9 protein-coding genes are annotated in these 14,429 nt (G+C 72.1%); 1 reads left to right on the forward strand and 8 read right to left on the reverse strand.

Annotation, left to right across the window (positions count from 1 at the left end; genetic code table 11):
* Positions 1-86 precede the first annotated feature (86 nt).
* Entirely contained in the window at positions 87-1,070 is a 984-nt protein-coding gene (gene galE, locus ABZ312_RS41890; protein WP_500356860.1) for a UDP-glucose 4-epimerase GalE, read from the reverse strand.
* A gap of 265 nt (positions 1,071-1,335) precedes the next feature.
* Here galE and ABZ312_RS41895 point away from each other — a divergent pair, with 265 nt between their 5' ends.
* On the forward strand, positions 1,336-2,415 hold the full coding sequence (locus ABZ312_RS41895) for a CDP-alcohol phosphatidyltransferase family protein (protein WP_500322944.1): 1,080 nt from the start codon (positions 1,336-1,338) through the stop codon (positions 2,413-2,415).
* Between the two features lie 93 nt (positions 2,416-2,508).
* Here the strand turns inward: ABZ312_RS41895 and obgE are convergent, their stop codons facing one another.
* The 7 genes from obgE to ABZ312_RS41930 all read right to left on the reverse strand — a co-directional run bounded on the left by obgE (position 2,509) and on the right by ABZ312_RS41930 (position 14,270).
* Entirely contained in the window at positions 2,509-3,948 is a 1,440-nt protein-coding gene (gene obgE / locus ABZ312_RS41900; protein WP_500322943.1) for a GTPase ObgE, read from the reverse strand.
* 115 nt (positions 3,949-4,063) lie between these two features.
* On the reverse strand, positions 4,064-4,318 hold the full coding sequence (rpmA, locus tag ABZ312_RS41905) for a 50S ribosomal protein L27 (protein WP_449706282.1): 255 nt from the start codon (positions 4,316-4,318) through the stop codon (positions 4,064-4,066).
* 14 nt (positions 4,319-4,332) lie between these two features.
* Entirely contained in the window at positions 4,333-4,653 is a 321-nt protein-coding gene (gene rplU / locus ABZ312_RS41910; protein ID WP_018556584.1) for a 50S ribosomal protein L21, read from the reverse strand.
* Between the two features lie 232 nt (positions 4,654-4,885).
* Entirely contained in the window at positions 4,886-9,010 is a 4,125-nt protein-coding gene (locus ABZ312_RS41915; protein ID WP_500439978.1) for an Rne/Rng family ribonuclease, read from the reverse strand.
* A gap of 218 nt (positions 9,011-9,228) precedes the next feature.
* Positions 9,229-10,002: a TIGR03936 family radical SAM-associated protein gene (locus tag ABZ312_RS41920; RefSeq protein WP_499511869.1), complete on the reverse strand. Its 774-nt coding sequence runs from the start codon at positions 10,000-10,002 to the stop codon at positions 9,229-9,231.
* A gap of 240 nt (positions 10,003-10,242) precedes the next feature.
* Positions 10,243-11,388, reverse strand: a complete 1,146-nt coding sequence (locus ABZ312_RS41925) for a glycosyltransferase (RefSeq protein WP_500322941.1) — start codon at positions 11,386-11,388, stop codon at positions 10,243-10,245.
* Positions 11,385-14,270 (reverse strand): bifunctional glycosyltransferase/CDP-glycerol:glycerophosphate glycerophosphotransferase, encoded by a 2,886-nt coding sequence (locus ABZ312_RS41930; protein ID WP_500322940.1) that lies wholly within the window; start codon positions 14,268-14,270, stop codon positions 11,385-11,387. The genes ABZ312_RS41925 and ABZ312_RS41930 overlap by 4 nt, the downstream gene beginning before the upstream one ends.
* Between the last annotated feature and the right edge of the window lie 159 nt (positions 14,271-14,429).

Below are 14,429 nucleotides of genomic sequence, written 5' to 3' on the forward strand. Positions count from 1 at the left end.
GAGACGGACCGAACCATCATGCGCATACGGCGAACGGCGAACGCTCGTCCGTGCTGAGCCCCCTCCCGCGGTCTTGGGGACGGAACTCAGTGCCGGGGCTGCTCCGGGTGGCGCAGGCACCAGCCGGCCCAGGCGGAGGCGACCATCTCGCGCACCTCGTGGCGGGCCGTCCAGCCCAGCTCCTCCTCGATCCGCGAGGCGGAGGCGACGACCCGGGCGGGGTCGCCGGGGCGGCGCTCGATGACCTGCGCCGTCGCGTCGGTGCGGCCGGTGACCGAGCCGATGATGCCCACCATCTCGGCGACCGAGACGCCCTCGCCGCGGCCGATGTTCAGCACCAGGGCGGCGGTCGGGTCCTCCGCCAGCCGGCGCGCGGCGGCGACGTGGGCGGAGGCGATGTCCTCGACGTGGATGAAGTCGCGCACGCAGGTGCCGTCGGGGGTCTCGTAGTCGTCGCCGAAGATCAGCGGGGGCTTCCCCTGGGAGAGCCGTTCGAAGACCATCGGCACGAGGTTGAAGATCCCCGCGTCACCCAGCTCGGGCGTGGCCGCACCGGCCACGTTGAAGTAGCGCAGGCAGGCGGTGGCGATGCCGTGGGCGGCACCCGTCGCCCGGACCATCCACTCGCCGACGAGCTTGGTCTCCCCGTACGGGCTCATGGGCGCGCACGGGGTCTCCTCGGTCACCAGGTCGACGTCGGGCATCCCGTAGACCGCGGCGGAGGACGAGAACAGGAAGCTGGTCACCCCGGCGCGCACCGCGGCCTCCAGGACGGTCTGCAGGCCCTGGACGTTCTCCCGGTAGTAGTGGAGCGGACGCTCCACCGACTCCCCGACCTGCTTCTTCGCCGCGATGTGCACGATCCCGCGCACCGAGTGATCGCGCAGCACCCGGTCCAGCAGCTCCGCGTCCAGCACGGAGCCCTTCTCCAGGTGCACCCCGGCGGGCAGCCGCTGCGGGTCGCCGGTGCTCAGGTCGTCCACGACGACGACCTGCTCGCCGCCGTCGACCATGGCCTTCACCACATGCGACCCTATGTATCCGGCACCGCCAGTAATCAACCACGTCATCCGACGCATCCTAACGGCTCTCCAACGGCGGCCCCGAACCCCCTGCGGGACGGGCCTCGCGGTACACTCCGCCGACTTTTTGTTTACTATCCATTCATCCACACAACCGTTTGCCGTCGCCCCGCGTCGTAGGAACGGTTGGAGCGGGCCCCACCGCGGGACACCGCTCGCCCGACGGCCCGCGCAGCATCGCGGACGCGTCCCAGCCTCAACCGATCCGCTGCCCCGGTTCGGTGCCTGATTCGCCTCGAAAGGGTTCTGGTCCATGGAAATACCGCCGCTCGCGGAAGTACGGCGCCTCACCGAGAAGAAGCGGGACGCCTGGTGGACCGTTTTCCTGGTCGACCCCGTGGCGACCCCGTTGGTGCGCTGGACGGCCAGGTGGACCCGACTCACCCCCAACCAGATCACCTGGGGCGCCCTCTTCCTCGGCCTGGGAGCCGCGGCCTGCTTCGCGCTCGCCGACTGGAAGTACCTGATCATCGGCGCCGTGCTGTACCACTTCAGCTTCATCCTGGACTGCATGGACGGGAAGCTGGCCCGGCTCACCGGCAAGGGCTCCGAGTTCGGCGGCTGGCTCGATTACATCTTCGACCGCATCCGCGTGGTGTGCTGCGCCGCGGCCCTCATGGGCGGCCAGTTCTACCGCACGGACAACCCCGTCTACATGTGGCTCGCCCTCGCGGTGATCTTCCTCGACGCGCTGCGGTACCTCGACGCGCTGCAGATCTTCAAGGTGCGGCACGGCATGCGCAAGAAGATCCAGAAGCGCCTGCAGGAGCTCGACTCCGCCAAGCCGCACGCCTTCATGGAGGACCTGCTGCGCGAGCGCTCGGAGGACGAGACGCAGGCCGAGGCGGAGGCCAGGAACGAGGCCGAGGCCGAGACGGAGGCGGACGCGTCCGTGCGGACCGTCCCCGCGCAGTGGACCGGTCCTGACGCCGCCCGGCCGGCCGCCACGGTCGCGGCGGACGCCGCCACCCCGGCCGACCAGGCTTCGGACGCCGCGCCCGGACGGGTCATCGACCTTCAGGTGACGTTCAAGGACCGTTTCGGCCCCTACGCGGCCTTCCGCGACTTCCTGATCCGGCACCGGGTCCGGCCGCACCTGATCAGCGGCATCGAGTTCCAGATGGCGGTCTTCATCATCGCGCCGCTGACCGGTGCCATCATCGGGACCACGATCGCCGCGGCCGCGCTGCTGCTGATCTTCGAGTTCGCCATCATCTACAAGCTGCTGCTCTCCACGCGCGACTTCGAGCGCGTGATGGCCGACCTCGACGAGGAGGCCCGCTCGTACCACGAGAGCGACAGCGCGACGCCTCTGCAGACGTCCATGAGCTGAACCGCTCGCCGGCCGGTCCCCCGGCCGGCAGTGCACGGACAAGGGCCGGCCCCCTCGGTGAGGGGGCCGGCCCTTGTCCTTCGCGGTCGCGGCTCAGGAGTCGAACGGGTCGAAACCCTCGAACTCCTTCTGGACGTCGTCCCGTTCGGCGTCCCGGTCCTTGCGGCGCTGCGCGGCCGGCCGGGGCTCGTCGAAGCGGTGGTCCTCGCCGCGGCGTCCGAGCATCTCCGCGCCGGCCGCGACGGACGGCTCCCAGTCGAAGACCACGGCGTCGTCCTCGGCGCCGATGACGACCTCGTCGCCCTCACGGGCGCCGGCCTTGACCAGCTGCTCCTCGACACCGAGGCGGGCGAGCCGGTCGGCGAGGTAGCCGACGGCCTCGTCGTTGGCGAAGTCGGTCTGGCGCACCCAGCGTTCGGGCTTCTCACCGCGGACGCGGTAGAAGCCGTCCTCGGCGGTGACGGTGAAGCCGGCGTCGTCCACGGCCTTGGGCCGGATGACGATACGGGTGGCCTCCTGGACCGGCTGGGCGGCGCGCGCCTCGGCAACGATGCCGGCGAGGGCGTAGGACAGCTCGTTGAGGCCCTTGTGGGCCACCGCCGACACCTCGAAGACCCGGTAGCCGCGCGCCTCGAGGTCGGGGCGGACCATGTCGGCGAGGTCCTGGCCGTCGGGGATGTCGACCTTGTTGAGGACGACGATCCGCGGACGGTCCTCGAGACCGCCGTACGCCCGCAGTTCCGCCTCGATCACGTCGAGGTCGCTCAGCGGGTCGCGCTCGGACTCCAGGGTGGCGGTGTCCAGGACGTGCACCAGGACGCTGCAGCGCTCGACGTGCCGCAGGAACTCCAGGCCCAGGCCGCGTCCCTCGCTGGCGCCCGGGATGAGCCCGGGGACGTCGGCGACGGTGAAGACGGTCGAACCGGCCGTGACCACGCCCAGGTTGGGGACGAGCGTGGTGAAGGGGTAGTCCGCGATCTTCGGCTTGGCCGCCGAGAGCACGGAGATGAGCGAGGACTTGCCCGCGCTCGGGTAACCGACCAGCGCCACGTCGGCGACCGTCTTCAGCTCCAGGACGAGGTCCCGGCTCTGCCCGGGCTCACCCAGCAGCGCGAACCCCGGCGCCTTGCGGCGCGCCGAGGCCAGCGCCGCGTTGCCGAGGCCGCCGCGGCCGCCCTGGCCGGCGATGAAGGTGGTCCCGTGGCCGACGAGGTCCGCGAGCACGTTGCCGTGCCCGTCCATGACGACGGTGCCGTCCGGGACGGGCAGGACCAGGTCCGTGCCCTCCTTGCCGGAACGGTTGCCGCCCTCGCCGGGCTTGCCGTTGGTGGCCTTGCGGTGCGGGTGGTGGTGGTACTCGATGAGCGTGGTGACCGACTGGTCGACGACCAGCGTCACATCGCCGCCACGGCCGCCGTTGCCGCCGTCCGGGCCGCCCAGCGGCTTGAACTTCTCCCGGTGCACGGAGGCGCAGCCATGGCCCCCGTTACCCGCGGCGACGTGCAGCTCGACGCGGTCCACGAAGGTGGTCATGCGGATGTTCCTCCAGATGCGTACGGGAATGTCTGTGGGTTAACGCGCCGAGGGCGGACCTGCTTCCCGGTCCGGGAAACAGGGTCCGCCCTCGGTGAAGTCGTATCGCGGCCGATCAGGCGACCGGGACGATGTTCACGACCTTGCGACCACGGCTGGTGCCGAACTCGACCGCACCGGCGGCGAGGGCGAACAGCGTGTCGTCCTTGCCACGGCCGACGCCCGAGCCGGGGTGGAAGTGGGTGCCGCGCTGGCGGACGATGATCTCACCGGCGTTCACGACCTGGCCGCCGAAGCGCTTGACGCCGAGCCGCTGGGCGTTGGAGTCGCGACCGTTCCGGGTGGACGATGCGCCCTTCTTGTGTGCCATCTCTCCTCAGTCCCTTACTTCGCAGCGGCGGGGATGCCGGTGATCTTCAGGGCCGTGTACTGCTGACGGTGACCCTGACGACGGCGGTAGCCGGTCTTGTTCTTGTACCGCAGGATGTCGATCTTCTGGCCCTTGTGGTGGTCCACGATCTCGGCCTGGACCTTGATCCCGGCCAGCACCCACGGGTCGCTGGTGACGGCGTCGCCGTCGACGACGAGGAGCGTCGAGAGCTCGACCGCGTCGCCAACCTTGCCAGTGGAAATCTTGTCAACCTCGACGATGTCGCCGACGGCCACCTTGTGCTGGCGGCCACCGCTGCGCACGATTGCGTACACGCGGAACTCACTCTCTCGCTCGGATCGTCACTCCTGACGCCAGCCGTCCCTGCGGTGCTGGGGGGCCTCTGCCGGCCGTGGCCGGTAGGAAGATGCTCAGGAATGGGCGTCAAAACGCCGAAGGTCAAGGTTACGGGGCGTCCCCGATGGGGTCAAACCGGGGCCTGCCCGACCCCGCACGCGCCGCGGGCCGTCCCCCGGTGGGGAACGGCCCGCGGACGGTGACGCGGGGTCAGGACGCCTCGGTGGGCGCCTCGGCCGTGGCCTTGGCGGCGGCCTTCTTCGCCGTCGTCTTCTTGGCCACCGTCTTCTTGGTGGCGGTCTTCTTGGCGACCGTCTTCTTCGCGGCGGCCTTCTTCGCCGGTGCCTTCTTCGCGGCCGTCTTGCGCGCGGCCCGCTTCTTCGGCTCCGCCTGCCCGGCCTCGGCGGCCTCCGTCCCGGCCTCGGCCGCCGGGGTCTCCTCCGGCTGCGCCTCGGTGCCGGGGACGACCACGACCGCGGCCTCCTCGCCGGCGGACGGCGCGCCCGCGGGGGCGGACACCCTGCGCGTGGCGCGACGGCGCACCGGCGCGGCCGGCGCCTGGACCTCCGCCACCGGCTCCGGCTCGGGGGCCGGGGCCGGAACGGCCGGCTCCGCCGCGGGGACGACCACGGTGGCGGCCTCACCGGCGGGGGCGCTCGGCGCGGTGGCCTTGCGGGTCGCCCGGCGCCGGCCGCGGACCGGTGCGGCGGGCTCCTGCGCCGTCTCGGCGGTGCCCACGACGGCGGGCGCCTCGGGGGCGGTGGCCGTCGCGGCCTCCGCCGCCTGGGGCTCGGTGACCGGGGCGGCCGACGGGACGACGGTGACGATCTCGGCCGTGGCGTCCGGCGAGCTCACGGGGGCGGTGACCCGCCGCGAGGCGCGCCGCCGGGAACGCCGGCCCGCCGCCGCCTCGGCCTCGGCCGGGCTGCCGTACCAGTCCTCGTCCCCGCCGACGGCGGGCACCAACTCGGCCTCGGTGACCGCGACCGGCTCCAGCTCGGGAGCCTCCTCCGCGGCCTCCTCGGCCTCGGTGAGGGCGGCGGTCTCCGCGACCGCCGGCTCCTCCGCCGCGCCGCCACGACGGCGCTTGCGCTTGCCGCCGCCACCGGCCGCCGTGGCCTGGTCCATGTGGACGATGACGCCGCGGCCGTTGCAGTGCACGCAGGTCTCGGAGAAGGACTCCAGCAGGCCCTGGCCGACCCGCTTGCGGGTCATCTGGACCAGGCCCAGCGAGGTGACCTCGGCCACCTGGTGCTTGGTGCGGTCCCGGCCCAGGCACTCCAGCAGCCGGCGCATGACGAGGTCGCGGTTGGACTCCAGCACCATGTCGATGAAGTCGATCACGATGATGCCGCCCAGGTCGCGCAGCCGCAGCTGGCGCACGATCTCCTCGGCCGCCTCCAGGTTGTTCCTGGTGACCGTCTCCTCCAGGTTGCCGCCCTGGCCGGTGAACTTGCCGGTGTTGACGTCGATGACGACCATCGCCTCGGTCCGGTCGATCACCAGCGAGCCGCCGCTCGGCAGCCAGACCTTGCGGTCCAGCGCCTTCAGCAGCTGCTCGTCGATCCGGTACGTGGCGAAGACGTCGACCTCGGAGGTCCAGCGGCCCAGCCGCTCGGCCAGGTCCGGCGCGACGTGCGAGACGTAGCCGTGGATGGTCTCCCAGGCGGTGTCACCGCTGACGATGACCTTGCCGAAGTCCTCGTTGAAGATGTCGCGGACGACCCGGACGGTCATGTCCGGCTCGCCGTAGAGCAGCGACGGGGCGTTGCCGCTCTTGGCCTTCTTCTGGATGTCCTCCCACTGCGACTGCAGCCGCTCGACGTCACGGCGCAGCTCGTCCTCGCTTGCACCCTCGGCGGCGGTGCGCACGATGACGCCCGCGTCCTCGGGAACGATCTTCTTGAGGATCTGCTTCAGCCGGGCGCGCTCGGTGTCGGGCAGCTTGCGGCTGATGCCGGTCATCGAGCCCTCGGGCACGTAGACCAGGTAGCGGCCGGGCAGCGAGACCTGGCTGGTCAGGCGGGCGCCCTTGTGGCCGATCGGGTCCTTCGTGACCTGGACCAGCACCGACTGGCCGGACTTGAGGGCCGCCTCGATGCGCCGCGGGCCGTTGCCCATGCCCAGCGCCTCGAAGTTGACCTCACCGGCGTACAGCACCGCGTTGCGGCCCTTGCCGATGTCGACGAACGCGGCCTCCATGGACGGCAGCACGTTCTGGACCTTGCCCAGGTAGACGTTGCCGACGTACGAGGTGGCCTGCTCCTTGTTGACGTAGTGCTCGACGAGGACGCCGTCCTCCAGCACGCCGATCTGCGTCCGGTCGCCGTTCTCACGGACGACCATGACGCGCTCGACCGCCTCACGGCGGGCCAGGAACTCGGCCTCGGTGATGATCGGCACACGCCGGCGGCCCTGCTCGCGGCCCTCGCGGCGCCGCTGCTTCTTGGCCTCCAGACGGGTGGAGCCCTTGATGGACTGCACCTCGTCGACCGGCTCCGCCGGCTTGCGCGGCTCACGGATCTTGACGACCGTGCGCTCCGGAGCGTCCTCGCCCAGGCTCTCCTCGGCCGTCCCCTCGCCACCACGGCGACGGCGACGGCGACGGCGGCGGCTGGTGCTGCTGCTCTCGGCCGACTCCTCGTCCTCCTCGGACTCGTCCCCGGCGTCCTCGCCCTCCTCGTCCTCGCCGACCGCGCCCTCCTCGCCGTCGAGGGCCTCGCCGCGACGACGGCGGCGGCCACCGCGGCGGCGACGGCGGGACGGCCGCTCGCCGCCCTCACCCTCGTGCTCGTCGGCCTCGTGCTCGTCGGCCTCGTGCTCGTCGGCCTCGTCCTCCGCCTCGTCCTCCTGCGCGGGGGCGGGCTCCTCGGGGGCGTGCTCGGTCACGACCGCCTCCGCGGCCTCCACGGGCTCCCCGCGCCGGCGGCGGCGACGACGGCGCCCACCGGTCTCGGCGGCGTACTCGTCCGCCTCGGGCTCCTCCTGCTCCTCGCGCTCCTCGCGCTCGGCGGGCTGCTCCGCCTGCACCACACCGGGGGCCTGGAACACCGGAGCCTGGAACACGGCCATGGGCGGCCGTACGACCCGGCGGCGGCCCCGCGCGGGGGCGGGCTCCGCCTCGGGCTCGACCTCAGGGGCGGCCTCGGCCTCGGGGACCGCGGCGGGCTCGGCGCCCTGCGCCTCCTGGACCTCGATGACGATCGTGTCCGCGGGGACGCCGAACGCCTCCGCGACGGCCGCGACCGCGGCGACGCGGGCCTCCTCGACGGTGTCGCCGTAGCCGCGGATCTCGTAGGCGTCCTCGACCTCGACGGCCCAGCCGGAACCGTCCGGGACGGCCTTGGCGGTGTAGGTGCGCTGCTCAGGGGCGGCGCCCTCGGCGGCCTCGTCCCCGGCCTGGGCCGCTGCCTCGTCACGCGGCGCGAGAGCGCCCGGCTTCAGACGGCGGGAGCCGTCGTCGGCGGCGAGGAAGGAGGCGGCCGGAGCGGTACGCCGCCGCGAACGGGTCGTCCTGGACTTCTCGGCCTGGGGCTTCTCGGCCCTGCCCCGCTTCGGCTTCTCCGCGGGCTCCTCCTGCAGGGCCTTCGCGGGCGCGTCGGCGGCGGCCACGTCCTCGGCCGGGGCCGGCTCGGGGCTGGTCACCTTGCGCGTGGCACGGCGCCGGCCACGGGCCGGAGCCACAGGCTGCTCGGCCTGCTCCGCCCCGGGGGCGGCCTCGGCGTGCAGCGGCAGGTCGGCCTGGAGCTCCTTGGCCTGCGTGTCGGCGGCGGCCGTGGGGCCGGCCGTCTCCTCGCCGCCCGCGACCGGCTCGGGGCTGGTCACCTTGCGCGTGGCACGGCGCCGGGTACGCGCCGGAGCCGCAGGCTGCTCGGCCTGCTCGGCCCCGGAGGTCTCGGTGGCAGGGGCCTCCACGGCAGGGGTCACCGCGGCGGGGGCCTCAGGGGCGGCCGCAGGAGCGGTGGCCTTCCGCGTCGCGCGGCGACGGGCCGGGGCGGGGGCGGCCTCGGCCGCCTCCTCCGCGGACCCGGCCGGCTGCGGCTCCGGGGCGGAGGACTTGCGGGTCGCCCGGCGCCGGGTGCGCACGGGGGCGGGTTCGGCCTCGGAATCGGCGGATGGGGCCTCGGCCGGTATGGCCGGCGGCTCGGCGGCCCCCGCGGGGGCGCCGGACGTCAGGTCCTGACCGGCCTCACCGGCCGCGGGCGGTCCCGCGGGGCGGCTGGCCGCGCGGCGACGGCGGCGCGGAGCGACCGTCGCCTCCGTGTCGGTGCCGCCGGAGGCGGCTTCGGTGGCGCCGTTCTCGGGCGCCTCGTTCGGCTCGTTGGTCTCGAGCATGCGGGCATTTCTCCCGTCGCGTTCCCGGGCGCCGCGTCCTGGTCCGGTACGCGGCGGCCCGCGTCTCAGCGGGGCCGCCGCCCGGGGGCGCGGGCGCCACACGGGAACTGTCGTGTAGCTCGTCGGCACCGCACTGACGGACCGACGAAAGTCTCGTCTGATGTGTGCTGCCGGACCCGGGTTTCCCCGGATGCGTCGGCCGCACGACGACGACGGTCCTAGGCGGATCCCTCCGGCGCCGCCGCGACATCGCGGTCAGGCGCGAGCGGATCGTTCACCGTGCCGGTCTCCTCATCGAGCGGCCCCTGCGCCAGCCTGGTCACCGCAGCGGGGACCGGCGGCGCGAGGTCGGCCACCGCGCGGAGGCCGGACAGGACGTCGTCGGGTCGTACAGCAGGTGTCACATGCCGAACAACCAGCCGCAGTATCGCACAAGCTCCTGGTGTCGGCCTATCGGCATCCCGTTCGAGAATGCCGTCCTGGGCCCCGGCCACCTGCGGATCGACCGCTTCGAGCCGGGTCACGGCCTCGCGCGCGTCGAAAGTCCGCACGCCGTTCTTCGTCATCCGCTGGACCTCGACGGTCCCGGCGGCGAGGAACGCGGCCACGGCCCGCTCGGCCTCGGCGTGCTCCACACCGTCCAGCCGCAGCTGCCACACGGACGCCTCCAGCCGCTCGGCGAGCCCCGACGTGCGGGCCTCGACGGCCTCGACCACGTCGAGGCCGGCCGGCAGTGACTCGTCCAGCAGCAGGCGCAGCTTCTCCGGCTCACGTGCCTCCGCGAGCGCGATCTCCAGGTACTCGGCCTCGCTTCCGACGCCGGTGGGTGCGGCGTTGGCGTACGACACCTTGGGGTGCGGGGTGAAACCCGCCGAGTAGGCCATGGGCACCCCGGCGCGGCGCAGAGCCCGCTCGAATGCGCGCTGGAAGTCGCGGTGGCTGGTGAACCGGAGGCGGCCGCGCTTGGTGTAGCGCAGTCGAATGCGCTGCACCGCGGGTGCGGGCGGCGGGCCTTCGGGCTGTCGCTTGCCCAGTGTCGTTCAGTCCTTCGTACGTCTGGTCACCCCGGACGGGGTTGCTTGTGCCTTCCAGATTACTGGGGGTTCCGGCCTTCCGGTTCCGGACGGCTCGCCGGGGCCGTCCGGACCGGGCCCGTCCACGCGGTCCTGGACGCGCCGAGGGGCGCGCCGGGTGACCGTCCGCACCCCGCGCGCCCCTCGGGCCGCTTCCGCTCAGCGCTCCATGAACGCGAAGAGCTCCTCCCAGCGGTCGGTGATCCGCTCCGGCGAGTACCGCTGGACGTTGACCCGTGCCCGCTCGCCCATGGTGTCTCGCAGGTCCTGGTCAAGGATCATCCGCACGAGCTGACGCGCCAGCTCGGAGACGTTGCCCGGCGCGGCGAGCAGGCCGTCGACCTCGTCCTGCACGATCTCGTGGACGCCGGGGGCGCAGTCGAAGGCCACGCACGGCAGCCCGCAGGCCATCGCCTCCATCAGCGCCAGCGGGAAACCCTCGCCGCGGGAGGACTGGACGAACAGCGAGGCGCCGTGGAGCGCCCCGACGACGTCGTCGGTCTGCCCCATCCACTCGACGCTGTCGTCCAGACCCAGTGCGGTGCACTGCGCGCGCAGCTCGGCCTCCAGCTCGCCGGTGCCGTACAGCCGCAGCCTCCAGCCGGGCACCTGCGGAGCCGCTTCCGCCCAGGCGTCGAGCAGCATGTCGATGCCCTTCTGGTCGTCGAGCCGCCCGACGCTGGCGACGACCTTCTCGGTCCGCGGGGAGGACGACCCGGGCATCATCGGCAACGGGTTGGGCATGAACCCGACGTTGTTCAGGCCCCGCCGGATCCAGCGGTCGGCGTCCTCCTGCGTCAGCAGCAGCAGGCGGTCGGCCTCGGCGTAGTACTCCTCCACACGCCGGAACCGGGAGGACATGCGGGAGTACTCGTACGACTCGTGGCTCATGCCGATCACCGTGTGCCCGGCGGTGTCCGCGAGCCGGACCCATTCCATGGCCCACACCTGGGTGACGATGATCACCGCACCGGGACGGGCGGCGCGGAACAGCTCGGACAGCCGGTCCACGGCCTTGCGGACCTCGGCCTTCCGCCGGGCGTCCCGCCACAGGCCCACGACGTCGAGCACTCCGAGGGGCCGTCCCTTGCGGCGCTTCGGCCTCGGCCGGACGGCGTGCAGGGTCTCCGTCCCGAAGCCCGGGTCCTGACCGAGGTCCATCGGGTTGCGCGCCGGCGCGATGCCGATGACGCGCACCTGGTGGTCACGGCCTGCCAGCAACCGCGCCATCTGGGTCTGCCAGCGGGCCACGCCGCCGAGTTCGTCGACCTCGTTGGCGACGAAGAATATGTCCCGGCCCGTCATCGGGGCTCCCCTTTCGCACCGAAGAAGCGGTCGACGATCCGAGCCGCGGCGTCGCCCTGGTCGTACTCCCCGTAGGCCTCCACGAACTCCTTGAGCCGTGCCGAGTACGCCGACGCGGTGCCGTCCAGGTCGGCGAGGGCCGCGAACAGCCCGTCGGCGTCCCGCACCACCGGGCCGGGCGCCTGCTCGAGGAGGTCGAAGTAGGTGCCGCGCGCGTCCTTGGCGTACTCCTCCCAGTCGTAGGCGAAGAACACCATCGGCCGTTGCAGCAGCGCGTAGTCGAACATCACCGACGAGTAGTCGGTGACCAGCGCGTCGGCCAGCAGGTAGAGCGGCGTGATGTCGTGCTCGTCGGAGACGTTGACAACCCGGTTCCCGACGGACGGCGGGAGGGTCACCTGGTTCAGGTAGTGGGTGCGCACCAGCAGGGTGCAGCGGTCGCCGAGTTCGTCGACGAAACGCTGCAGGTCGAAGGCGAACTCGAAGGGCGCGACCTTGCCGTTCTCCTGCGCCCGGAAGGTCGGCGCGTAGAGGACCACCGGCAGGTCCTTGCGGATGCCGAGCCGTTCGGCGAGCGCCTGCACCGCCGGGTCGGGGGTGGTGGCGTTGCGGCCGCGGACGAGGGCGTCGTTGCGCGGGTAGCCCGTGCGCAGCCACTTCTCCTCCGGCACCCGGTAGGCCCTGGCCAGGGTGCGCGCGTCGTGTTCGCTGCGCAGGACGAAGTGGTCGAAGCGGTCCAGCGAGCGCTGGTAGGCCTCGCGCTCGGCCTCGGGCTTCATGCGGTACACGGCCTCGTCGAAGCCCATGCGCTTGAGCGCGGAGCCGTGCCAGGTCTGGATGTAGGTGGTACCGCGGCGCTTGCCGAGCTTCAGGGGCATGCCCTGGTTGTCGATCCAGTACTCCGCCTGGGCCAGGGCCCGCAGGTGCCGGTACGACCAGCGGCGCACCAGCCGGGCGTCCGCCGGGAAGTCCTCCGGCCGGTCCGCGTAGGACCACACCGGCCGGAACTTCACGTTGCGCCGCCGCAGTTCCTCGTAGATCGCACGGGGGCTGTCGCTGTACTGCTTGCCGAGTTGGCTCTCGAAGACCACCGTGCCCTTGCGCACCGGGAGGACGCGCAGCATCCGGTGGTACATGCGCACCTTGACCGGGCCGGAGTTCAGGCTCTTGCGCAGGCCGGCGACCATGCGGTAGCCCGCCTTGGCGGGCCTGCCCACGAACCCGTCGAGGTTGCGGTGCATGAGCGCCATGGCCCGCTGGGCCGCCTTGCCCTGCTGGGAGAGCACGAAGGCGAGGTGGTGCTTGGTCGACACCTCCGGTTCGAGGTGGTCGGCGACGAGCCGGGTCAGCCGGGGCCGGATGCGTATCGTGCCCTGCTCCGGGAGCTCGGTGTCCCCCACCGTGATCCGGCTGAGGGTGCTCACGCCGTCCACGGTCAGCTTCAGGCGCACGTTCCACACCGGGTCCACCACGCCGACCGGGCGCAGCTTGCGGCTCAGCGGGGCCTCGGCCTCCCACGCGATGACGTCGCCCTCGTGACGGACGGCGCCGACGGGGAAGCGCAGGGGCCGCGCGCCGCTGTTGCGCGGCAGGAACTCCAGGGTCGCCTTGAGCTTGCTGTCCGGGGTGATCCGGCCGAGCGGGTTGACCACCGTTCCGGACATCGCGACCGTGCCCGACTGCTCGGTGTACGACGTGAGCCGGTTGCGGAGCTTCATCTTCGCCAGCGGGCGCCCGTGGTAACCGAGGTCGGTGACGTCGAGGATCCGGCGGCCCCGCGGGTCGTCGAGGTGCTCGGCGCACCAGTAGATCCTGCCGTCCCGCTCGACCAGCGGTGCGGACAGCTTCTGACGGTTGATCAGCGTGTCGATCGCGGGCATGAGGTTGGCCCAGTCGCCCTGCACCAGGAGGTAGGAGCAGATCCGCTGGATCGAGTTGGTCTCCGCGTACGCCTCGTCGGGGAAGCCCCGCAGGTAGTCGCGGGCTATCTCGGTGAACTGGTTCCGGTACTCCTCGCCCAGGAACGGCAGTTCGCGGAGGTAGAGCACCATGTCGTGCTTGAGGAACTTGCGGTCCTTGTGCTGCTTGAGCTCGTCGAGCCCGTGCGCCGCGAGGACGGCGTCGATGCGCCGGTGGATCTCGACCCGGTCGGAGAAGTTCCTGATCTCGTCGCGCCGGTTGCTGATCGACTTGACCTCCGACTTCTGGACGACGTTCCAGAAGTAGACCCGGTTGGGTATGAGGGTGATCCGCTTCGCGGTGATGTAGGCCTGGGCCGAGAAGAGCAGGTCCTCGTAGTGGATGCCCCGGGGGAACCGCAGGTCGTTCTCGAGCAGGAAGTCGCGCCGGTAGCACTTGTTGGTCGACAGCGTGTCGTAGAGGAGTTCCGGCACCTCCTCGATGGACTCGACGGTGCGGGTCGACCGGTACAGCGCGGGGTACCAGTCGGTCTCCTTGCCGTCCCGGCTGTCGACGTACACCCGCACGCAGACCCCGGAGACCAGGTCGGAGCCGGTGCGCTCGGCGGCCTCGAACATGTTCCGGCAGGCGTCGGACTCGAGGGTGTCGTCGCTGTCGAGGAACATCACGTACCTGCCCCGCGCCACGGCGATGCCCTGGTTGCGCGGCTCACCGCAGCCGCCGCTGTTCTCCGGCAGCCGGAGGGCGCGCACGCGGCCGGGATGGGCGGCCTCGAGGGACCGTGCGACCTCGAACGACCCGTCCGTCGAGCAGTCGTCGGCGATGATCACCTCGACCGTGCGGAGGCTCTGGTCGAGCACCGACCGGACCGCCACGGGCAACCGCTCCGCGTCGTTGTAGACGATGACGACAACGCTTACGTCCGGCGCGGTCTCCGCCGCTTCGGAGGACAAACTTGGCACGGCCACCTCTAGTCGGGGTACAGGGTCACCACGGGAAGAACCGCGCACGCGTCCACCGGGCGCGGCAAAACAGACGGATTTGCGGTCGTCCGGAGCCACGCTCGGCTACACGATGACCGCGAGGTGCACGGGAACCGTCTCTCCCATGAATGCAGGCTA

Origin of the sequence: Streptomyces sp. NPDC006207, from assembly GCF_040613835.1 — a bacterium.
GTDB lineage: Bacteria > Actinomycetota > Actinomycetes > Streptomycetales > Streptomycetaceae > Actinacidiphila.